The sequence below is a fragment of the Rhodococcus sp. 008 genome, assembly GCF_001682295.1.
GTDB classification, from domain to species: Bacteria; Actinomycetota; Actinomycetes; order Mycobacteriales; family Mycobacteriaceae; genus Rhodococcus_F; species Rhodococcus_F qingshengii.
In genome coordinates this window covers 3,131,202-3,153,294 of the sequence record NZ_CP012749.1, presented here as the reverse complement: position 1 = coordinate 3,153,294, position 22,093 = coordinate 3,131,202, and the positions used below count along the sequence as shown (strand labels likewise).

At 61.5% G+C, this 22,093-nt stretch carries 15 protein-coding genes; 7 read left to right on the top strand and 8 right to left on the bottom strand.

Translation table 11 applies throughout. From position 1 onward, the window contains the following. Nucleotides 1–5 precede the first annotated feature (5 nt). Both AOT96_RS14720 and AOT96_RS14715 read right to left on the bottom strand, forming a co-directional pair. Nucleotides 6–509 carry an SRPBCC family protein gene (locus AOT96_RS14720; RefSeq protein ID WP_019746932.1) on the bottom strand — a complete coding sequence of 168 codons (504 nt, stop codon included), beginning with the start codon at nt 507–509 and terminating at the stop codon, nt 6–8. A 72-nt stretch (nt 510–581) separates the two neighbouring features. Further along, a complete protein-coding gene (locus tag AOT96_RS14715; protein ID WP_065351930.1) occupies nt 582–1,157 on the bottom strand; it encodes a TetR/AcrR family transcriptional regulator in 576 nt (191 codons plus the stop codon). 85 nt (nt 1,158–1,242) lie between these two features. Between AOT96_RS14715 and AOT96_RS14710 the strand changes: the two genes are divergently transcribed. The 3 genes from AOT96_RS14710 (at nt 1,243) to AOT96_RS14700 (ending at nt 4,827) form a co-directional block, all read left to right on the top strand. Continuing rightward, nucleotides 1,243–1,701: a PaaI family thioesterase gene (locus AOT96_RS14710; RefSeq protein WP_003945940.1), complete on the top strand. Its 459-nt coding sequence runs from the start codon at nt 1,243–1,245 to the stop codon at nt 1,699–1,701. Nucleotides 1,702–1,958: 257 nt separating this feature from the next. Beyond that, the gene (locus tag AOT96_RS14705) at nt 1,959–3,260 is read left to right on the top strand and encodes a TrpB-like pyridoxal phosphate-dependent enzyme (protein WP_065351929.1); all 1,302 of its coding nucleotides are present in this window, start codon (nt 1,959–1,961) and stop codon (nt 3,258–3,260) included. A 142-nt stretch (nt 3,261–3,402) separates the two neighbouring features. Next, nucleotides 3,403–4,827 carry an outer membrane protein assembly factor BamB family protein gene (locus tag AOT96_RS14700; protein WP_065351928.1) on the top strand — a complete coding sequence of 475 codons (1,425 nt, stop codon included), beginning with the start codon at nt 3,403–3,405 and terminating at the stop codon, nt 4,825–4,827. 642 nt (nt 4,828–5,469) lie between these two features. Here AOT96_RS14700 and AOT96_RS14695 read toward each other — a convergent pair. Next, entirely contained in the window at nt 5,470–6,687 is a 1,218-nt protein-coding gene (locus AOT96_RS14695; RefSeq protein WP_007734149.1) for a PucR family transcriptional regulator, read from the bottom strand. Between the two features lie 401 nt (nt 6,688–7,088). Here AOT96_RS14695 and AOT96_RS14690 point away from each other — a divergent pair, with 401 nt between their 5' ends. Then, nucleotides 7,089–8,429: an MFS transporter gene (locus AOT96_RS14690; protein ID WP_065351927.1), complete on the top strand. Its 1,341-nt coding sequence runs from the start codon at nt 7,089–7,091 to the stop codon at nt 8,427–8,429. A gap of 257 nt (nt 8,430–8,686) precedes the next feature. Then, nucleotides 8,687–9,997, top strand: a complete 1,311-nt coding sequence (locus tag AOT96_RS14685) for an NAD(P)/FAD-dependent oxidoreductase (RefSeq protein WP_065351926.1) — start codon at nt 8,687–8,689, stop codon at nt 9,995–9,997. 163 nt (nt 9,998–10,160) lie between these two features. Here AOT96_RS14685 and AOT96_RS14680 read toward each other — a convergent pair whose 3' ends face one another. Next, on the bottom strand, nt 10,161–11,033 hold the full coding sequence (locus tag AOT96_RS14680) for an alpha/beta hydrolase (protein WP_064075156.1): 873 nt from the start codon (nt 11,031–11,033) through the stop codon (nt 10,161–10,163). After that, on the bottom strand, nt 11,030–12,256 hold the full coding sequence (locus AOT96_RS14675) for a metal-dependent hydrolase family protein (RefSeq protein ID WP_225989611.1): 1,227 nt from the start codon (nt 12,254–12,256) through the stop codon (nt 11,030–11,032). Before AOT96_RS14675 ends, AOT96_RS14680 begins: the two co-directional genes overlap by 4 nt. Nucleotides 12,257–12,354: 98 nt before the next feature. On the opposite strand from AOT96_RS14675, the gene AOT96_RS14670 reads away from it, so the two are divergent. Beyond that, entirely contained in the window at nt 12,355–12,918 is a 564-nt protein-coding gene (locus tag AOT96_RS14670; RefSeq protein ID WP_007734140.1) for a TetR/AcrR family transcriptional regulator, read from the top strand. A 250-nt stretch (nt 12,919–13,168) separates the two neighbouring features. After that, complete coding sequence (locus tag AOT96_RS14665) at nt 13,169–13,537, top strand: cupin domain-containing protein (RefSeq protein ID WP_007734139.1); 369 nt, start codon at nt 13,169–13,171, stop codon at nt 13,535–13,537. 26 nt (nt 13,538–13,563) lie between these two features. On the opposite strand, the gene recD is transcribed toward AOT96_RS14665, so the two are convergent. Genes recD through recC form a run of 3 tightly spaced genes read right to left on the bottom strand, consistent with a single transcriptional unit; the run spans nt 13,564 to nt 22,031 of the window. Further along, nucleotides 13,564–15,432: an exodeoxyribonuclease V subunit alpha gene (recD, locus tag AOT96_RS14660; RefSeq protein WP_064688602.1), complete on the bottom strand. Its 1,869-nt coding sequence runs from the start codon at nt 15,430–15,432 to the stop codon at nt 13,564–13,566. Beyond that, nucleotides 15,429–18,746 carry a UvrD-helicase domain-containing protein gene (locus AOT96_RS14655; RefSeq protein ID WP_065351925.1) on the bottom strand — a complete coding sequence of 1,106 codons (3,318 nt, stop codon included), beginning with the start codon at nt 18,744–18,746 and terminating at the stop codon, nt 15,429–15,431. The genes recD and AOT96_RS14655 overlap by 4 nt, the downstream gene beginning before the upstream one ends. 3 nt (nt 18,747–18,749) lie before the next feature. After that, entirely contained in the window at nt 18,750–22,031 is a 3,282-nt protein-coding gene (gene recC / locus AOT96_RS14650; RefSeq protein ID WP_065351924.1) for an exodeoxyribonuclease V subunit gamma, read from the bottom strand. Nucleotides 22,032–22,093 lie beyond the last annotated feature (62 nt).

Genomic DNA, 22,093 nt, shown 5'->3' with positions numbered 1-22,093 from the left:
GAAAGTCAATGGCGTGGCGCAGAACCGAAGTGCCGCTTGGTATCGCGCACGAAGCTCGAGAAGATCAGCGAGTTGACCGGTAGCCCGCCGCGCACCGCGAGCGACAGCTTCGGACGCGGCGAGAATGCAAAATTCCACTGCAGTCTCGAACCCACTGCGAGCTCGTCGACGCGGTAGTCCTCCGCGAAGGATTGGAACAGCGGAACATTGGACTGTTCGACGTAAAACGAGTGCCGACGCGTTTCGTCGTCCCAGGTGATGAACTTTTCGCGCATCTGCATCGCACCGCCGCCCACCTCCGCGATTCGGCGCGTGCCGACGCCGTAGGGGCGCGGCGAGGTGTAGTGCACTTTTGTGAGCAGTCGGCACCACGACAAAGGCTCGTCGGCGGTCAGACCGGCCCAGACGGCGTCAGGTTCGGCGGCGAGATCGATCGAGTACGTGAAGATATGCGGTGCCGTGTCGAAGAAATCGACACCGACCGGTTCGAGGTCGAACCAATGTGTCATCGCCTACTCCTGCCCAATTAGCCGTTACATGAAGTTACGGATACTTGACGACCGAAGTCAACCCCCGAAGGCTCAGCGGGACCAAGCCTCAGAACGAGAGAGCCCCTGCAGTGAAGCGATGACCTGTTCGAGCGGCTCGATACTTCGAGTCGTCTGGCACACCGCCACTGCACCTTCGACCGACGTGATCGTCAGGTTTGCCATCGATTTTGCCTGCACTGCAGGACAACCCGCAGTTTCGAGTTGCGATTCGATCAACTTCTGCCATCCCAGCATGACCTCAGCCGACACTTCCGCGACTTCTGGCTCACTGGCACGCGCCAACCCGCCGGCAATCACCGGGCAGCCGATCGCGAAGTCCGAGCGTGTGAGATTGAGTCGCCAGATGTCTCCGACCGCTTCGATCACGTCGGCCGTGGAACCGGTAGCCGCAGCCGAGCTGATCCGTCTGGTGATGATCGCACCGGCCGCGCGCACGGCTTCGACCATCAACTCGGTCTTACCGCCAGGAAAGTGGTGGTAGATCGACCCACGGGGTGCGCCGCTGTGCTTGATGACGTCGCTGAAGGACGTCGCGTCGACACCGTTGCGGCTGATCAGTTCAACCGCACTGCGAATCATGCGATCACGTGAGCTCAGCTCTGCCATGTCACAGATCCTTCGGCCGTCGGTACACCTGTCGACTCATACGCTACGTTATGTATGACGACCTACATAGTGATGGGATGAAACAATGAGTGACGAGACAACCGCGACCGTCGATCCGGCGCAGATGACAGGCCTCGAACTTCTCCGCTGGATGGGAACGCAGGTCAACGACCGACCCAGCATCGGACGCCTCCTCGGCATGGAGATGCGCGAGGTCAACGAAGGATCCGTGAGCTTCGCCCTGACCCCGCGCGCCGATTTCAGCAACCCGCTCGGCACTGTGCACGGCGGCATCTGCGCAACGCTGCTCGACTCGGTCATGGGCTGCGCGGTACACACGATGCTTCCGGCCGGCGTCGGCTACACGACCCTCGAACTCAAGCTCAACTACATCCGCACGGTGCCTCTCGACGGTGACGAACTGACAGCCCACGGCAGCGTCATTCACGTGGGCGGGCGTACCGCGACGGCAGAGGGCAAGGTCTTGGACAAGAACGGCAAGTTGGTGGCGCACGGAACTACGACGTGCATGATTTTCCGCTGAGCCGACGGAGGATGGCGAAAATGTAGCCGCGCCCGACGTGAGCAGGGTGCGAGTGCCGATGTACGATCGGCTCGTGACCCTGCTCACTGCGCACCTCTGGTGGCCCGACCGCTGACGGTCAGCCGCAACTGCGTGCTGCCCGGACCGATATCGGGTGGTCCAGCAGGCTCCTCTCAGGATCCCCGATCCGGCAAATGCCGTACGCGTCGTCGCTACGACCGCCAAGATCAGGTACCGAATCCACGAAGGAGAGTTAGTTGACCACCACCCCACTCAACCGTTCGCTCGAGCCTTTGGGCGTCTCCATCCCGTCGAAAGTGCCGACGCACTGGTACAACCTGGCGGCTGACCTCCCCGAGCCTGTTCCCCCGCACCTGCATCCGGGCACTCGTGAGCCGCTCGGCCCCGAGGACTTGGCGCCGCTGTTCCCGATGAACCTCATCGCGCAGGAAGTCGCAACCGAGCGCTACATCGAGATCCCGGAGACGGTTCGCGAGATCTACGGCATGTGGAGGCCCTCTCCCCTGTTCCGCGCGCATCGACTCGAGCGCGCTCTCGGCACACCTGCCCGCATCTACTACAAGTACGAAGGCGTGAGCCCGGTCGGTTCACACAAGCCGAATACTGCTGTCGCGCAGGCTTACTACAACGCAATCGAGGGAACCACCAAGCTCACCACCGAAACCGGTGCGGGACAGTGGGGTGCGTCGCTGTCGTTCGCGGGCGCGCTGCTCGGACTCGACGTCGAGGTATGGCAGGTTCGCTCGTCCTTCGATTCGAAGCCGTACCGACGCATCCAGATGGAGGCGTACGGCGGAATCTGTCACCCGTCGCCTTCGGACCTGACGGAAGCCGGACGCGCACTGTTGAAGTCGCATCCCGACACCACCGGCTCGCTCGGTATGGCCATCAGTGAGGCCGTCGAGGTCGCTGCGCAGGATCCGAACACGCACTACTCACTCGGTAGCGTGCTGAACCACGTCATGCTGCACCAGACCGTGATCGGTCAGGAAGCAATGGTCCAGCTCGAAGAAGCCGGCGACGCCGTCCCCGACACCGTGTTCGGTTGCGCCGGCGGCGGTTCCAACCTCGCCGGACTCACCTTCCCGTTCATGGGACGAAACCTTCGCGAAGGCACCAAGACTCGTCTGGTCGCCTGCGAGCCGTCGGCATGCCCGTCCCTCACCCAGGGCGAGTACCGCTACGACTTCGGTGACGTCGCCGGCCTGACGCCGCTGCTCAAGATGCACACTCTGGGTAAGGATTTCGTACCGCCGGCCATCCATGCCGGTGGCCTCCGCTACCACGGCATGTCGCCGATGGTCTCGCACGCGGTCAACCTCGGACTCATGGATGCAATTGCCGTCGATCAGGACGACGCACTCCAGGCAGGTCTGATTTTCGCCCGCGCCGAAGGAATCATCCCGGCTCCGGAATCAACCCACGCGGTTGCCGGCGCTATCGCTCACGCCCGTGCCGTCACCGAACCCGAGGTGATCGTGATCGGGCTGTCCGGCAACGGTCAGTTGGATCTTCCGGCGTACTCGCCTTACGTCTGACGCCGTCGGTGTGGTGGTCTCGTGCGTACGAGGCCACCACACTTCGTCACACCGAGCACGTGGGCTCGATCTCGCGATCGACATCGTGCCGGCCGTCCGCGAAACGAACCGATCAGTTTGATCGATCGGTTACGGTCTTTCGATGCAGCTTCGGTTGAAGGAACATTGGAAACTGGTCGCACTCGGACTGGCATTGCTCGTGGCGATCGCGTTCATCGTCGTATCGGTAATCTCCGACTCCAGTGATGCGGCATGGCCGAAGCAGAAGACAGGCGGTCCGATCGTCGAGCAAGGCGTTGTCGACGTAGACCTCTCCGATCCTCCGCAACAAGCCTGGGAACTCGATGTCCGAGCGCTCACGGACAACCCCGGGGACGTGCTGCTGTCGATGCCTTCCACGCTCGATAGCTACTACGGCTACGGCAACACGTACCAAGTCGGTGACGTGCTGGTGGCCGCGACTGCTTATCCGCTTCCCAAGACCGACGAGTCTTCGTCGAGTCAGGGAGTCGGTGCCGTCACACTCGTCGGGGTGAATCCCGACGACGGAAGTCCGCTGTGGAAAACGCGAATCGGCGGAGTCATCGGCCAGTGCAGTCAGCAGAACGAATCCACGATCATCGCGTGCTGGGGCGATCGACGGATGATCTTTGTCGATACCGCGACCGGAACTCTGATGTCCGACCTCGGAACCGACTTCGATCTCAATGGCGCCACCATCGCCGGAGACACCGTGTACACGTCCGGCGAAAGGATGGACGGAACGGTTCGAACACGAATTCTTGCCAGCGGCACCACAACCGATTTGACTGCCAACTTCGTGCGTACCTTCGAACCAAGTGAGAAGTTCGGAGCCGTCTACACGGTCCCTCACACCGACACTGTCATTGCGATGGAACAGGGCGACGGCGGGGACCCGCAGTACCGCTATCGAATCTACGATCTGCAGTCCGGCGCCGAACGATTCCGATTCGAGGGCGATTCGCTTGTCCCTACCGGGAACGGATTGTTCCTCACCAGTGTCGGCGGCCGGTCGGGATATGCCGGAACCCAAAACCTCTTGGCTTCCGACGGATCCACGATTCGTGCGATACCGATTCCCTCGTACTCATCGTCGTCCTACCCGAGTAAGCCCTCGACGGCGGTGCCGATGTTTCTCGGCGACGGCGCCTACGATCCGGAGTCGGGTGACGAACTCTGGCGCAGTTCACAAATCGTCAACACCGCGACGGCCGGGACAGGAAGCACCATCGCCGCAGTGGTAGGAAAAACAATCCTCGTCACGTCGCCGGAGACCCGCACAATCTCGGGTCTCGACGTCGAGAGTGGCCGACAACTGTGGCAAACACCCTGGCAAGACGCGTACTGGGTTCGAAGCGGTGCGACTGATGGCGATCACTTCGTCTTCAGCGACTACACCGGCATGCATTCGATCAGGGCTCGCGACGGAAAGATGATGTGGTCGGTCCCCCTTCCGCCAGAGGTCGATCCGCGCGGAGTCGTCGTCTCGAATGCCGGCAAAAACGTGTCGTTCTCCTGGCAAAACCACTTCACCGTTTGGCGATAGGCCGGCAACATCACCGGTTCAGTGTCGTACTGACCAGCCGGTTCAGCAACCAGCAAATGGATCGACGTACAGCCTCGATGGCCACAATCCAGTCTGGCGCGTTTGTTCAATTTCGGGGGAACGATCTCGAACAACTGCATGTATCTCCGCGACTCCGACTTCGGAAAGATCAGACCAGACCTGCGGTGAAGGGGTGCATACGAATCGCACCGACTCAGGTATCTGATCCAATCCAACCATAAAGGGAGCCAACGGGAATGGACGCTAGATCCCCTGTTTGCAGTCGGCAACAAATAGTCCAGTTCGCGCGCGAACATCTGCGTACCGGGGGACCGAACTCAGACCAAATTCGTCGTCATTTCGGTTTGCAAAAACGCGCCTTCTTCACACAGCTCGACACCCATCTCGACGATTCTGCACTTTCAATGCCCGAAAAAGTTGCGCTCCGCCGCATCTGCCGACAAGAAAATAGAAGATGCCCGATCAAACGTATGAACATCTCAGCAGGTCAAGCCGACCCAGCCCGGCCGATGTACGACGCGCTTCCTTTCCCACCCCGGAATCATCCCGCTTGACGATCGAAAGCCGCCAACTACGTTGAGCCGCTTGATTCTTCCGCAGTCCCCTCTTCTCGGATCGGGATCATCGGAGATCCAACAGCCGCGCGACTTTCAGGCTCAAATGCAAGGCCAACCGGTCGTCGCCGTTTGCCAAGTCTGCTCGTGTTATCTCCTGAATTCGCCGCAAGCGATAGTACAAGCTCCCTCGATGCACACAGAGCGCCTCTGACGTTCGCTTTACGTCACCGGCATTGTCCAAAAAACTCTCCAGCGTCGCGAGAAGAGCCTCACTTTTCGAGTCCTCATGGCTGAGCAAGGACTGCAAACCTGAGTGAATACTGTTCTCGAGTCGATCCTCCGACAGTTCGGCCAGAAGTCCGTAGACGCCGAGATCCCGATAACGCACAACATTTCCGAGCACCTTGACGACCTGGGCCACATCTGCGGAACGTCTGGACTCTTCGTAGGATTCGCGCACGTGTGCAACCGAGGTTCGCGGTTCACCGATACCGACCCAACATTCGATGTTCTGGCGCCCACTTTCAGACAAGACTCGCTCCCGGGCTGCCACGATCAGCGAGACCAGATGGGTTTGAGTCGAGCGTTCGGCCACCGATACGATCAACAGACTGTGGTCGGGGCGGTCGAGTTGGATTGCACTGTTCCGCGGGAGCCTCCGACGAAGCTGATCGACGCCGACGGCAACACTCAGACGATCTCTTTCGGTCAATGTCGACTGGTCGCCAGGACGGAGCAACACAGTGACCACGACTGCTGGACCCGCAGCCAACAAGCCCTCCTCGGCCAACCTGTTTGCCGCGTCCTCGCGCAGCGACCGCTCGCCCGACAGGACGTCTCGAGTAAGTTCCCGCTCCCGACTTCGGGACAACTCGTCCAGCAACTGTTCGCGGTGGAGGATCATCGCTGCCGCATCAGCCGTGCGCCTCAAGACCTCGGCTTGATCCTCGTCAACTTCGCCCTCCGAAGTCAACAGCCAGACGAAGCCCAGCAGCGCATTGCGGTATCGGATCGGCATCCCGACCCGGCCAAGGGTCAGCCCTAGTTCTTCGTTGACGGGAACAGTGAAGAGATCGAGGGCTTCACGGCCTCCACTCGCGTAGATGAAGTCTACGATCTCGCGTGAAACATTCCGCTGTAGAACGGAATTCATTCTGACTGAATCGACGGCACTGTCATGCGAGTTGTACGCGAGCAGACGAATCTGTACATCATCGATCGCAACGGAACGGTCCAGTCGGCGCCCGGTAGTGTCCACCAAATGCTGCAGTTCTCCGACCATGGTCGAACTGTACGAGCCCCCTCTCCGGTTTGCAACATATGCCCAAATTTCTACGTAGAAAATTGAACACATGACAGTGATGCAACTAACTTTTGCACCATAGGCTCGCTTCATGCCAAGCACCCGAGACCCGTGACGTCTTCACTCGGTCCGCAAACCGGCAGAAGTGGCAGCGACGAGATCTGTTGCAGCCGTGGGATTTGCGTAATGGGGAGCGAGGCCGGCCGGCACGATCTCCCTCAGACGAAGTCGCCTCCGACCCGAAATCGACAAACGACCTTCGGTCGCCAGTTCAACATCGAATCCCACCGACCTCTTTCAATGTCGAATACCTCGAATGACATCGGTGACCGTGATATCGCAAAGCCGTTGCCATTCAGCATATCCCGAGAGGAATCATCATGACCGGCACAGCAAATGCTCCTGTAGAGCATCAAACCGAGACGTCACCCGGACGTCGATCGGCGCGCCGTAGGGCCCTGATCGCCGGGGCGACAGGCAACATCGTCGAATGGTTCGATTTCACGATCTACGGTTTCACTGCCGCAGTTCTCGCGACAGTGTTCTTCCCTCCGGAGTTCGGCAGTGGCGCACTGCTTGCCACCTTCGCTCTTTACGGAGTCGCCTTCTTGGCCAGACCTGCCGGCGGCATATTCTTCGGACGGCTTGGTGACCGCCTCGGCCGACGGAGGTCACTGTCCCTGGCAATTACGCTCATGGGCTGCTCGACGGCGGCAATCGGTCTCCTACCGACGTACGCTTCGATCGGTGTTGCCGCACCGCTGTTGCTGCTGCTGTGCCGATTGGTTCAAGGATTCTCGGCCGGGGGCGAATACACCGGAGCTGCCACCTTCGTCGTCGAGCATGCGCCGTCCCACCGCCGAGGCTTGTACGCAGGGATAATCAGCTCTTCGTCATTTGTCGGCAGCATCTTGGCCACGGTCACAGTCTTGTCATTCAGCTCGGTCGGCGCTGAGCACTTCGCCGACGGAGGATGGCGTTGGCCGTTCATCATCGGAGGCGTTGTCGCCATGGTGGGCCTGTTCATGAGGCTTGCCGTCGAGGAGACTCCGGCGTTCAAGGAAATGCAAGAAAACGATTCCCTTCCAACCCGCCCACTCGCAGATCTGTTCCGCAATCACTGGCGGACTCTGCTCACGTCCTTCGTGTACTTCGCCTCGCTCGGTGTCGTTACTCATATGCTGCTCGGCTACATGCCGACATTTCTGGTTCTCTCAGCCGATGTTCCGAGCACGGTTGCACTGCTGATGACAACCGGCGCTTTGGTTCTCGCAGTACCGCTGTTCATCTTCTTCGGCGCCACAGTCGACCGAATCGGCCGGAGGCCACTCGTCAGAATCGGCATGGTGATGTCAGTTTTCGTCTCGGTGCCCAGCTACATGCTCATCGGTACCGGAAACATTTTCGCGATTGCCGTTGCACTGGCTTCTCTGGTCCTCGCGCTTTCCTTACTCGCGTCCGCTTTGCTCGTAATTCTCGAAATGATGCCGACGCATGCGCGATTCACCGGCACGGCAATCCCCTACAACATCGCATATGCACTTTTTGCAGGGACCGCTCCTCTGGTGTGCGCAACACTGGTCAACGCCACTGGAAGCGATCTGTCGCCTGCCTTCTATGCGACCGCCATCGCTTTGATCGCGCTTCCCATTCTGTGGCGAGGGATTCCGGAAACGAAAAACTGGTCTGCCACGCAGGGCAGCCCGACGAAACATTTCTGACAACGGACGCGCCACGGCTGTGATTTTTTGCGCAGCTGTCGATAGCGTTCCGATGGCCGCCACGAGAGAGTTGAGGACGACGAACACCTCTGGACTTTCAGGTGCCAAATTCATTAAGACAGAGCCGAATCCGAGAAGTCGGGATGAAGCTCTCCAGAGGAAGTCGACGGCGTCGGAATTACCAGAACCCAAGCTTGCCGGATCGAACAGCTGTGCTTTCGATCCGGCAAAGCCATCAGTAGAAAGAGAGGCCGAAAGTGCCTACCGACAAGACCGATGCAGTTGTGGTCGGAGCTGGAGTGATCGGCAGCTCCATCGCCTACGAACTGGCCGCTCGAGGTTACGAAGTCCTGGTCATCGACAAGTCTGGTGGTCCGGGCTACGGCTCGACCAGTGCATCCAGTGCGGTTATCCGGTTCAACTACTCCACATTCGACGGTATGGCTGCGGCTTGGGAGTCGCTGCATTGCTGGCAAAACTGGAACGAGCATCTCAACGCGACAGTCGACGGCGCGCTTGCGAAGTTTCGGCAATGCGGGATGGCACTGCTCGATGTCGACGTCGCGCCCCACGCGCGCACGATCGGATTATTCGAGAAGATAGGAATCGATTACCAGCTCTGGGACGCAACGACACTCGTCGAGAAGATTCCCGGTATCGACGCCGGCAAATACTATCCTCCGAAGCCAGTCGACTCGGAGTCCTTCTTCGCAGATGCCGAAACCACGCTCGGCGCGCTGTACACACCTCAGGCGGGGTTCGTCGACGACCCGCAACTGGCTGCCGCGAATCTTGCTGCGGCAGCACGTTCGCACGGTGCAGTTTTCGCATACAACACGCGTGTGGTGGCAGTCGAGCAGTTGCCTGACGGCATCTGGCAGCTAGGGCTCGACGACGGGGAAAGTGTGAAATCCAAGATTGTCGTCAATGCCGCCGGCCCCTGGTCAGGAGCGTTCAACAAGCTGTCGAACGTCGGGGCCGACTTCAAGGTTTCGGTTCGGCCCTTGCGCCAGGAAGTTCATCACGTCACCGCACCCACTGGCTACAACGACGACGAGATCCTCGGCCCGATGATCGCCGATTTGGATCTCGGAACCTACATGCGAGCCGAACCTGGAAACGGATTCCTTGTCGGCGGAACCGAACCGGATTGCGATCCGCTCGAGTGGATCGACGATCCTGATACCGCCAACCCGAATCGCACTGTTGCCCGGTTCGAAGCGCAGGTTTTCCGCGCCGCCAGGCGTTTCCCCACCCTGGAGGTCCCGTCACAACCGAAAGGTATTGCCGGCGTGTACGACGCAGCATCCGACTGGACCCCGATCTATGACAAGACAGACAGGCAAGGTTTCTACGTCGCCATAGGCACCAGCGGGAACCAATTCAAAAATGCGCCCATCGCTGGGCGCCTCATGTCCAGGATCATCGACCAGGTGGAAGCTGGACACGATCACGACGCTGATCCCTTGACCTATGTCGGGATGCACACCGGGCTCGAAATCGACCTCGGCGCATTCTCCCGCCTTCGGGCACCCAATGCCGAGTCGACCGGGACCGTCATGGGTTAGAAGTGTTGTCCGGCTTGGAGAATCGATAGCCGCGACAACTGAATAGACACGGCTGTGGGTGTCCACCACGTGGTGGACACCCACAGCCGACTTCTCCTTCAACGGCGTCTACGGAAAATCGCCCTAGAACGTGTCAGCGGCACATCGCCTCCGGGACGGAGAGCTAACGTGCATGGCAGCTCTTCAAGTAGCTCAGGAACGATGCCTGCAGCCCGGTTACGTGCGTCTCGTGCAACAACGCGGTCGAAACATCCTGCGACCGTCCCTTGCCATGCAACTGCTCCACGACGGCGAGAACGTTGCGTGACAGTCCGCGATAGATCGGAATGGGTCCAGTCAGTTCGGCTTCGTTCAGCGTGACGTGCAGCTGCGGAACAACTGAGCCCACGCCACGCTCGGGCAGTGCCTCGACCAGCGTGTGGATCTGGCTGTCGGCGTTCACAACTCCGGGACTACCCGCACCGAAGGTCGCGAATGGGGGCGCGTCGCGCAGCCATGCGTAGAGGGCGAAAAGGCCTCCGTACGAGTACCCGAAGAGTCCGTGCCCGGACTCGCTGACACGTAGCTCCGACGAGTACAGGCGAGGGTGGAGTTCGTTGGTCAGGAAGTCGAGGAAGACGTCCCCGTGGGTGTCTGCCAGCTCCTCGAGGTAGGCGTCCACGTACTCCTGGGTCATTGCACCCGAGTCGCGAGCAGCGGCGAGAGTAGCCATCATTTCTTCGCCTACCGGTTCCCCAGGCGGCACGAGATCGCGGTTGCGGAGCCGTGCCCAGTTGGCAGCTTCCTCACCGGCATATCCGACGCTGACCTGGATGTACGGGGCGACCGTCAGGTACGGGTCTGCCTGCGTGACGATGAGCGGGGCGGTAAGACCTACAGCCCAGTTGCCGTCCATCACGTAGATCAGCGGTAAGGGATCCATGGAGTCCGCGTAGCCGGGGGGTGTGGTCACCCAGACGCCGTAGCTGTGTCCCGACTTCGCCGTGATTTCGAAGTACTCCGTGTCTGCAAAGCATCCGTGCAGCATTGCGCTCATCGAACGTCTCCCTTGACGATATTTCCGGACTTCACGACGAGAACAGCCATGTCCGGATCGGCGAAGACCTTTGCGTCTCGGAGTGGGTCTTGCTGCCAGGCAACCATGTCCGCCTGCATACCGACGCGGATCGTCCCGACGCTTTCCCCGATACCGAGAATGTCGGCATTGACGCTGGTGGCCGAAACGAGTGCATGCATCGGCGACTCCAACTCCGCGCGCAAGTGCAACTCCTCACCTCGGCGCTTTTGGTGCGGCCCGATGAGGTCCGAGCCCAGGCCGATCCTCAGGCCTGCTGCGCGAGAGGCCTCGAGCGCTCTGGCCATGCGTTGACGCACTCCGGCTGCACGCTCTCGTATTGCCGGGTCCAGGTCCATGCTTTCGGTGTCCGCCAACTGCTCGACCACGGCGAAGGTGGGGACAAGTGCCACGTCATGTTCCCGCATCAGCTGGGCCGTCTCCGCATCGATGTCGGTGCCGTGTTCCACGCACCGGACGCCGGCCCGCACCGCGTTGCGAATGCCCGCATTGTTGTGCGCGTGGACCGTGACGTAGGTGCCGCGCGACGCTGCTTCTTCCACTGCCACGGAGATTTCCTCGACGGTGAACTGTGTGTCGGTGAGGCTGTCATGGCCTCCGACGACACCGCCGGTGACGCACAGTTTCAGAAATGTTGCGCCTCGGCGGAACGATTCGCGCACGTTGCGTCGTAGCTCGTCGGCATTGCCCGACATCAAGGACAAGGCGCAGAGCCCTGGAATGTGGTGCATGTTCCACAGCTCGGTCGGCTCCCATGCGGCCCCGTAGTAGCCGTGTCCACCGGTCTGGCACTGCACAGGACCGCACGAGAGGACACGCGGACCACGCACCTTGCCGCTCGCAATAACGTCGACGACTCCGCCGTCGATGCCACCGACGTCTCGCACCGTGGTGAAGCCCGCGTCGAGGGCATCGCCCGCGGTGGCGAAGATGCCCGCAGCCAGTTCGGCTGCCGAGAGCTCAAACCCGAATTGCCTTCGGATCGGACTCGAAATACCCAGGTGCACATGAGCATCGATCAGGCCCGGAGTCAGAAGCATGCCGTCCAAGTCAACTGTCGTCGAACCCGACGGCGCCTGTCCGATCGCGGTGACAATGCCGCCACTCACGCACACGTCGACTTCGACCGGGTCGGTGCCCGATCCATCCGCGACCATGCCGCCGGCAAACCATACGTCAGTCAAAGGGACCTCCCGAGCATTGGAAACCACTCTCCTAAACACTGGTGAATTCGATATGCGGTACCGTACTCAACAGTGGTGAACCCGTCAATGGAGGTAGCGTGAGATCGCCGGTTGGGGAGGGTCGAGAGCGACTGTTGCAGGCACTGTTCGACGAGTTCGGTGAAACCGGCCCAAGCCCGAAGCTGTCGATGCGCCAAGTAGCGGAGCGACTCGGAGTGCACCACACGCTGCTGACCTATCACTTCGGATCACGACCGGGACTCCTCAGCGCCGTGCTGTCGGAAGCTCGCCGCCGTGACAACCTCGTCATCGCCGCGATGGGCAAGGATCTCGGGTTCGCGGCCCTGTGCAGGGCGATCTGGACCTTCTACTCGAACGCCGAGCACGAAGATCGAAGCCGCACCTTTTTTCACCTGGCCGGACTTGCGGTTTACGAGCACAAAGCATTTCAAGATTTCGCCGCCGACCTCGACGATTTGGCGCACCTCCTCGAAGCGGCGGCCCTCCGCGAAGGGTTCACAATGGTGGACGCAAAGCAGCAGAGCATCATCGCAACCGCATGTCTGCGAGGACTGTTGCTACAGAGGTTGCTCACCCCCGACGCCGAGGTCGACGCGGCAGCCGAGCGCTTCATCACCTCGTTGACAGCGTCCACCACGTAAACCCCTCATACACAACCGATCACCCCCGTTCGAGATCACCGGCGCGGGGGCGTTTTCCCTGGGCTCGGGCATGTTTCGGCGTGAGACGGTTCCCTGAGCCCCGGTTGAATGATGGTCGATCACCCTTTCGACATCTGTACGAGCGAAACGCCGAAAGATGCGACAAGTGAATGTATCCCGGCTCAGCAGACACACGACATCATCGACAAGTCCGATGATTCACATGAGTTTCGAAAGTCAGGATTGAATTGTGACCATTACCTTCCGTGCCGCAGAGTTGAACAGCGCAAGTGGGATCTTCCAGCAAGCACTGCTCGGCCAACCCAGTGCAGAGCCACTCGGCGGAGACATCATCACTCGTGCAGATGTCGAGTTCACCAGTGACGACGGCCGCATTCAATCCGGAGTCTGGGAGAGCGAACCGGGAAAGTCGCGGTGGGAGTTCCTCACCCGCGGCGAGATCATCACCATCGTCTCCGGCGCCATGACCGTGGAGGAGGACGACGGCGATCCCGTACATCTCGTTGCCGGTACGAGTGCAATCTTCCCAATCGGATGGAAGGGTACGTGGACGGTCACCGAGACCGTACGCAAGGTGTTCGTCGTATACAACGAATGACCAAGAGAATCCGCAACATCCGACTTTCACGGCCCGTCGTACGGACGGATCTCCCGACGCAGCCCACTTGCCCTGAGTACCTGTCGCTGCACTCCCGCCCTCACGGAATCCTCGGTGCCGATTACTCTCACATGGTTTCTGGCGCGAGTGATCGCCGTGTACAACAACTCCCGAGTCAGCAGTGACGACGCCTCGGCCGGCAACATCACCGATACGGTGTCGTACTGGCTGCCCTGGCTCCGGTGAATCGTCATCGCGTAAACCGTCTGCACCGACGAGAGTTGGCTCGGGTGAATCAGAAACGCATCACTGCCCCGCTGGAATGCGGCAATAGGCACGCCATCCTCACGCTGCACGATCACCCCGGCATCCCCGTTGTAGATCTTCGCCTCGTAGTCGTTGGCCGTCACCAACAGGGGTTGGCCCGGATACCACCTCGTCGGGTCAAGAAACTGCCCTGATGCCGTGCCGACCCACTCCATCGCCTGCTGCGCCCACCTCCCGACACCGTACGGTCCGTCACGGTGGGCGCACAGAAGGCGGTGCGATTCCAAGCCTTTCAGCGCGCCGATCGCATCACCCACCTCGGCCGACGCCGTCACCACCTCTGAACTCGCAACGATGTCGGCGCGCAATGCGTCAACATCCTCGGGCGAATGGAAGGAGACGGCGGGATCACCGCTGCGCAGGATACGCAGAACCTCAGCGGAATCTCCCGCTCGAACTGCCCTGGCCAACGACGCGATGGCTCCGTCGAAGCGGCGCCCGCGTGAGAGTTGAATGATCCCGCCCCGCAGACGATCCTGCTCATCCGCACTCAATGCCTCTTCGGAACCAGTGGCCGTGAGATCGTCACCCACCAACTGTGTCAGCGTCGGATTTCCACTGACCTTTACCGGGCGGGCGACAAGATCAGCAAGAACAGCGCCCGCGTCGACTGAGGTCAACTGGTCGGGATCGCCGACGAGCAGTAGCCGGGCATCGGGGCGAACGGCTTCGAGCAGGCGCGCCATCAACGTAAGGGAGACCATCGACGTCTCGTCGACGACGACCACATCGTAGGGAAGTCTGTTGGTCGCATTGTATTTGAAACGACTCGAACTCCCCCGCTGCCAACCGAGTAGGCGGTGCAGGGTCATGGCCGCGAGTTCTTCGGGAAGGCCAAGGCTCGCGGTCTGCTCACGTACGGACTCCTGCAGCCGTGCTGCGGCTTTACCCGTCGGTGCGGCCAGACCGATACGAGCATTCGAACCCAGTTCCTCCGACAGGAGAGCGAGAATACGTGCGACCGTATGGGTTTTGCCGGTTCCGGGCCCACCGGCGATGACGGTGGTCCACTGTGTCGCGGCGAGAGCAGCTGCTATCCGTTGACGATCCGGCGCGATGGTCGGCCCGTTCTCGTCGACGAACAGCGAATCCAGCCGCGTTCGGACCGCTTTCAGGTCGGCGGGCGGCCACGTGGACGCCCGCTCGTCGAGCACTCGCCGAATCGTCTGCTCCTGCAGAAAATATCGATCGAGGTAGAGGAGTTCACCGTCGTCCGTGTCGACCAACCGGAGCGGTCTGAGAGGTCCGGCGTTTCCGCCGATCACCAGAGGGCTCAGCCGAAGGGCGGCAACGATCTCCGACGGTTCGGGCCACGGCAACGACGTGAGTTCCTCCTCCGTCGCATTGTCGACGCTCACATCACGCATCCGTTGCAGATCGAGGCACACCGAACCTGAGCGCACAGCGCGGACCGCCAACGCTGCGGCCAACATCACCTCGTCCGACGTTTCACCGCCCAGGCTGCACACTCTCGTCGCGACATGAACATCGGCGGCAACCAGAACCCCGGCTTCGTTGAAGATTCGCACGATCCCTTTGGCGCGCTGCGCCAATTGCGCCTCGGTCATCGAATCTTCTCCCCTACTGTGTGGGACGCATCAAGACCGGCCAGCAGATCCGATAGTTCAACCGTCAGCTGAGCAGGCGGTTTCCATTCGAAGACACCGCATTCCGGCGGGCTGTCCGGGCCGAGCATCCCACGCACGAATTGATACTGCGCGCCCCCGAGATGACGGTGCGGATCGTAGTCGGGCAGGCGCCACCGCAGATACCGATGCAGTGCAACCGAATACAGCAGTGCCTGCAGCGGATAGTGCGAGCGCATCATCTCCGTCGCCATGAGTTCACGCGTGTAGTTGGCAGCCGTCAGATCGCCGCGACCGATCCGGTTGGTCTTGTAATCGACGATCACGAACGACGGGCCCGGGATCCGCAAGACCGCGTCGATACTGCCCGTCAGGAATCCGCGCATCGGTGACGTCTCGACACGGTCCAGATAGTCGGCGTACGACGCCAGAATGTCGTCGGAGGAAAGATGGCGCCTCAACAGTTCCGACACTCCGCGGAGTGTGACACTCATCGACACCGGATCGTCGCCACCGGCCAGTGGGAGTTCGAAATCGAGTTCGGGAAGACGATCTTTCGGCGCGATCGTGGCCAAGGTTCCGAATCCCAAGGGAGTCTGCATCACCAGATACAGCGCATCCGCGAGTGCTTCGGAGTCGACCTCGGCCGCCCGAACCGAGACCGCCTCGGCGCAACGCATCCCGAGTTCCTCTCTCAGATCTGCCACAGCCGTGTCCACCACCTCGAGCACCTCATGCACCAGCGTGCCGAATGCGGCGCCCGCGGGAAGTCCGTTCATGGGTGAAGGGAACGCCTCCAGGGGCGAGGGGGTAATGCTCCCGAGGTCTACGGAATCCTCTGGCTCGTCGTCTTTTTCGGGATCCTCGACCTCGCTGCCCGTGGTCGTGACCGCGTGGTGCGCTCCGGCGGTGAGTGCCGAGTACGACGTACGACGCCACAGAGTGTCCAGGTCTCGATCGAAACGCGCCGCGGCCAGTTCGGTCACGTCCGCAGCCGCTCTGGACCATTGGACGGGCGAGGGCGGATGGGGACCAACAGGTTCCACCGAGATCACGTCGGAAGCTGCTGCCGGCCAAGTTGCGAGCCGTGCTGCGGTTGTACCGTCGTCGAGCACCTTCACTACCCGAGCAGGTTCGGCGATGCCGGGTGTACGTCCGAGCATCAACCGGTGCAGCGGCGAGCGGGAGGTCCCGTAGCTGGGTGCCCAACAGAGCACGAGTTGGCACTGCGCCCGGGTCAGCGCCACGTACAGCAGCCGCAGTTCTTCGCCCGCTTCTTCGGCCTCCGCAACAGTCTTTCTGGCGTTGTACCCCGGGCCTTCCTGCCCGCCGACGTCGAGGATGCGGCGTCCCTCCGGGTCGTGCAACAGCTGCGTCGGCGAGTTGAAGCCGCCAACGCTCTCCCAACTGAACGGGACGTAGACGATCGGGAACTCGAGCCCTTTGGTGGCATGCACCGTAGCGATTTGCACTGCGGCAGCGTCACTGTCGAGGCGGCGGCTTCGATCGGTGGCGCTCCCGGACGTCGGGTCCTTGATCCGATCGGAAAGCCAGCGAACCAGTGCGCTCAACCCGAACGCTTCCTCGGTGGCGACGCGACCGAGGAGTTGTGCGACGTGCCGCAGATCGGTGAAATCTCGTTCGCCGGACGGTGCCGCGAGTACACGCTTCTCCAGTTTTGTTTCGGCAGAGATTCTTTCGAACACAGCCGCAAACCCGACGCGTGCGAACAGCCCGGAATAGGAGCGCAGTTGACCTGCAAGTTCTGCAACGACGTTGTCGCCGTCCTTGTCCAGTTCTTCGGAGGTGCGCCCGAAAATCGGCGAGAGGGCCGTCAACCGGACACGATCGGAGCGATGGGGCTGCTCGATCGCCTGCAACAGCCACAGCCACTGGGTCGCACTGGGTGTCGCGAAAACACTGGACCCTCCGGTCAATACGGAAGGTACACCGACGGCATCGAGAGCATCGCGGATCATCGCCACGTGCTTGTGGGTGCGCACCAACACCGCGACGTCTCCTGGTTCGACCGGGCGTGGATCACCGTCGACTGCCAAGCGGGCATCGCCGCCCAGGAGCGCGACCACGTCTGCTGCGACGTCGTCCGCGACGCGACTGCGAAGTCTGCCTACGGCCGGAAATCCCGAACGATTGAGCGGTCCGGCTCCGGTACGGGGCAGATGGCGTACACGCATCGGCACCGGGCCGAACAACCGAGACTTCTTGTGCGAAGCCTCCACCGGATGCGCGACGATGCCTTCGTTGCCGAGTGCGGCACCACCGTAGAGGTGTTCGAGTGCCGCCAACAACCCTGGGTCGCTACGCCAATTGGTGGTCAACTCCTGGTGCGCATCCGCCTGATCGACCGCATCGAGATAACTCAGGACTTCTGCCCCGCGGAACGCATAGATGGCTTGTTTGGGATCACCGACCAGGACCAGGGTGGTGTGTCCGTGGAAGGCCAACCGCAGAATGTCCCACTGCAACGGATCGGTGTCCTGGAACTCGTCGATCAACACAACCTTGAACTTTTCGCGCACCCGACGACACGCGACGGGACCGTATTCCGGATCCGTCAATACACCGTGTAACAGCGTGAGCAGATCGTTGAAGTCGCGAATTCCTTTGGTCCGCTTACGTCGTTCGACCTCGAGGCGAGCAGCAGCCGCGAAGAGGACGCGCTGACCGGGTGCGGTCTCCTCCTCGCCGTCGGGTTCGAGAATTGCCTGACCATCGCCGACTGCGCTTCGGGCGATGGCCAGCGCGTCCTTCGTGGAGAACGGTGGAGACGAGTCCGTCCGGCTGTAGCGGCTGAGGTACAAATCCGAGACGACCTCACTGATCAGGTCGTCGACCGACTCCACAAAAGTTGTGTCCGGTTCACGTTCCCCGGCGATGCCCAGCCCGTCGAGCATCCTCTGACAGAAACTGTGGGTGGTCGTGATGGTGCCGGCGTCGAACTCCGCGAGAGCGCGCAGGAGTCGACGACGCCGCACGCCGATCTCCTCGTCGTCAGCTGTGGCGAGGTACGCCACCAGATCATCATCCGACCGCCTCGCCGCCTCCGGGTCGACCAGAGCGGCGGACACTCCCGCGAACCTCTCCCTGGCACGCTCACGAAGTTCCTGAGTGGCGGCCCTGCTGAATGTCACCAGCAGAACTTGCGATATGTCGGCGAGACCTTCGGCTACACAACGGGTCGCCAGTCCGACGATCGCGTAGGTCTTGCCGGTTCCGGCGCTCGCTTCCAACACCGTAGTGCCGGTAGGCAGTGGCCCCAATAGATCGAAGTCCACGGGTTACTCCGCTCTTTCGTTGGTCAGCAACGGATCCCACAACCGTCGGGCGAGAACTCCGAACCGAGTCGGTTCCTCGGCCCAGACGAACTCGTCGTCCGACGGCGGATCCGCAGCCAACTCCGCAAGTGTTCGAGCCTCTCCGAAAACGTAAGTGTTGCTCGGATCGATCATCTCGCCGTACTGCCCGGTCCACTGGGTGTCCGCACCGTTTGTCGCATCGTCGACCGACTCCCCACCAAAGCGTCGGCGCGCATATTCGGCTGAAGTCGCGGCCCACATCGGCAACGGGCGCTGCAGCCCCCGCTCCCGTAGGTCCACCAATCGCTGCAGTATCTCGACCGCATTGCCCGGCGCATCGAGCACCGACCGTGCCGCTGCTGTCTTTCCCCGACCCCGTCCGATCGAGACTGCATCGAGCGGACCGGGTCGTCCGTGTGATTTCAAGGCGAGGAGATTGATCCAGGCCGTCATCCGATGTTTAGGCGCCAGTGAGGAATACGACGCTCGCACCACTGAATTGCCGTGCACACCGGTTACCGTTCCGGTGAGACGACGCCCGTTACCGAGGTCTATGTCGACGTCGACAGCTTCGGAGTCTCCGTCGAAGTGCGGCAAGGCAAGTCCGGCAATCTGATCGACCACCCATTCGACGTTGCCCAGAACCGTAGCGCCCAGGTTGTAGGGCGGCAGAGTGCCGCGGCGCCACTCGGCTGCACGAAAATCCGCAGAGCTGCGTCCAGCCAAGCGCGAGAGAAGCATTCGGTCACCCAGAGCCCAGGTGGACAGTGGATCGAGCTCGGTTGCCAGCGAATCCGCGATGTCGTCGTCGAGTTCCGGTACCCGGACGCCGAGGCGTTGGCGCAGAAAACCACGCGCGGGATGTACCAGGAAGTTCACCAAGTCGGCGAGGTTCACTTCCTTCGGATGCACCTCGGGTAGCTCGGCCGACAAGACTGTCGGCAATTCGACCGGTGTTCCGGAGGCAGCCCTCGCACCGGCCAGCGCTGCCGTGTCGAAGCTGAACGGCTTGTTCGGCGCGAAGTTTCGATTGTCGAACGATTGCAACGGATGCCGTGTCAGCACCCCGTTCACAGCGTCCGGACCTACCGTCGCACTGAGTACGTCGAGAAGGCCACTGAGGGGGATCGCCGGTGGTCTGACGACACCGGTGACCGGATCGGCACCGGTATACAACAGAATCAGATGCTCGCCCGCAGACATCACGGCATCGAGAAGCAGTTGCCGGTCTTCACTGCGCAGATCGCGCTCCCCCACAACGGGATCACGTGACAAGATGTCGTCGCCGTCGACTCCACCGGTTCGAGGGAACACCTCGTCGTCGAGTCCGATCAGCACGACCACGCGATGCGGTACCGAACGCATCGGAACCATCGTGCACACAGTCAGTTCGCCGGTTCGGAAGTTGGCACGCGTCGGTCTGCCCGCGAGGCTGCGCGAGAGCATCGCGCGAACATCGGCCAGACGTAACACCGTCTCTCCGCCGAATTCGACAGCAGCTACCAGTTCGCGGTGGGCCCCCGCGCTCTGCCAGGAATCTGCGGGCGCTGTGTCGGTCAGCAGATCCAGGGCCCGCATCAGCACACGAAGCCATTCGGCCGGTGAATGTGGGCCGGCAAGATCGCGAAGCGAGACGGCCAGGCGATCGACGAACTCTGCGAAACGTCCAGTCAGGTCGATGTCTGTGCCGTCCACGTCATCGAGTGGTAGCGCGAGATCCAGCCAGGCATTTTCCGATTCGTCCGCGCTGACCCCCAACAAGATTCGGTCCATGGCGGTGTTGAAGGTGTTCTGCGGAAATGCATCGAGGCCGAACGTGGCACGCTGCCGACTACCGATTCCCCAGCGAGCACCCGCTTCCGTCGTCCATTCCCGCAGTCTTTCCAACTCGTCGTCGCCCCACGAAAAACGTGTGCGGACAGGCTCGGTCGCGGCCAGGTCGAGAACCTCACTGGCTGTGGCCCGGCCGTCGGCCAATTCGAGGAGAGAGCCGAGAACGGCCAGGACAGGATTGGTCTGACGTAATCCGCGGTCTGCCAGCCTTACTCGAAGGAGATGCCCCGGGTGGCCATGGACGCCTTGCCCGAATGCAGCACGAACCAAAGGTGCGTACGTTTCGACGTCCGGGCACATCACGAGTACGTCGCGCGGCTGCAATGTCGGGTCGTCCTCGAACAATCGGAGCAGACATTCGCGGAGCACCTCGACCTGCCGTGCCGGCCCGTGGCAAGCGTGGACCTGAACTGTCCCATCCGGTTCCGCTGCAACGCTGGGAGCACGATCTGCGATGACATCGGCCTTGACCGTCGCCAGGAGGGATTTCGGGCCGGCTGGTTCGGGAAGATGCACCGACTCGAACTCGGCGGCACCGAGGCTGATCTGAAGTTCACGAACGTCGCGAGCAAGACTCGACAGCAACGGATTGGCGGATATCAGCGCTGACCCGTCTTCCGAACGTCGGATCGTGCTCTCACTTCGAGGCGGTATGCGCGAGCTCATCTTGGTCCACAGCGCGGGGCTGGGATGCGGGAGCCAGATGTGCACGTCCCGATTCGCACTGAGTGCGCTCAAGATCATTCGCTGATCGACCGGCAGTCGGGTCGGCCCGAAGACCGACAGACGTTCCGGTAGGTCGACCAAGGCCGGGTCCTCGACCAGTGCGCGGCTCACTTGCCCCAGTCGCTCTGCGGGCCCCGGAACGTCGATCTTGTCCGCGACGATGCACCACAGACGTGCCTGCCATTCGAAATCCTCCGACAGCGCCAATCCGTGTCCGTCGGTCAACCGCCCGGCGGCCCAGTCGATCAGCATCTGCGGGCGTTGCGCGGCATAACTGCGGAAGAGTTCGGTGACATGTGTGGCGGAGGCAAACCGTCGACCTTCACGATGGCCTTCGAGATGTTTCGCCAGGACTCCGCACCAGGGCTCGCCGAGGGACTCGTCGATCACATCGAGAACCGTCCACACCAATCGCGTCGGCGACCATGGGTCGTCGTCAGCCGTGATTCCACTGACCGCGGCCACGGACTCCGCGACCAGGCGCGCGGGTGAAGGAAACGCGATGTTCGCAGAAATTCCGTCCACTGCTGACGGTCCGGACGTGCCTAGCTGGGAGGACAGCCGCTGATTGAGCCAACGCTCGACGCCCCTGGCCGGCACCGCAACAGTTTCCCTGGCGAATGGATCCGACAGCGGGGTACGGAGGAGCGTGGCCAACGCCGAGACCAAGGTGTCCGAACGCTCGGCCCGGTACAACTTCAGCAATCTTCGCTCCCCTCACTCCGTCCAGACGTCCATCTCACCACGGCGCTGTGACAGGAGACGCC

Bases quoted from the DNA above. Each gene is read 5' to 3' on its own strand.
- AOT96_RS14720 (WP_019746932.1), bottom strand. From the start codon at position 509: ATGACACATTGGTTCGACCTCGAACCGGTCGGTGTCGATTTCTTCGAC.
- AOT96_RS14715 (WP_065351930.1), bottom strand. From the start codon at position 1,157: ATGGCAGAGCTGAGCTCACGTGATCGCATGATTCGCAGTGCGGTTGAA.
- AOT96_RS14710 (WP_003945940.1), top strand. From the start codon at position 1,243: ATGAGTGACGAGACAACCGCGACCGTCGATCCGGCGCAGATGACAGGC.
- AOT96_RS14700 (WP_065351928.1), top strand. From the start codon at position 3,403: ATGCAGCTTCGGTTGAAGGAACATTGGAAACTGGTCGCACTCGGACTG.
- AOT96_RS14695 (WP_007734149.1), bottom strand. From the start codon at position 6,687: ATGGTCGGAGAACTGCAGCATTTGGTGGACACTACCGGGCGCCGACTG.
- AOT96_RS14690 (WP_065351927.1), top strand. From the start codon at position 7,089: ATGACCGGCACAGCAAATGCTCCTGTAGAGCATCAAACCGAGACGTCA.
- AOT96_RS14680 (WP_064075156.1), bottom strand. From the start codon at position 11,033: ATGAGCGCAATGCTGCACGGATGCTTTGCAGACACGGAGTACTTCGAA.
- recD (WP_064688602.1), bottom strand. From the start codon at position 15,432: ATGACCGAGGCGCAATTGGCGCAGCGCGCCAAAGGGATCGTGCGAATC.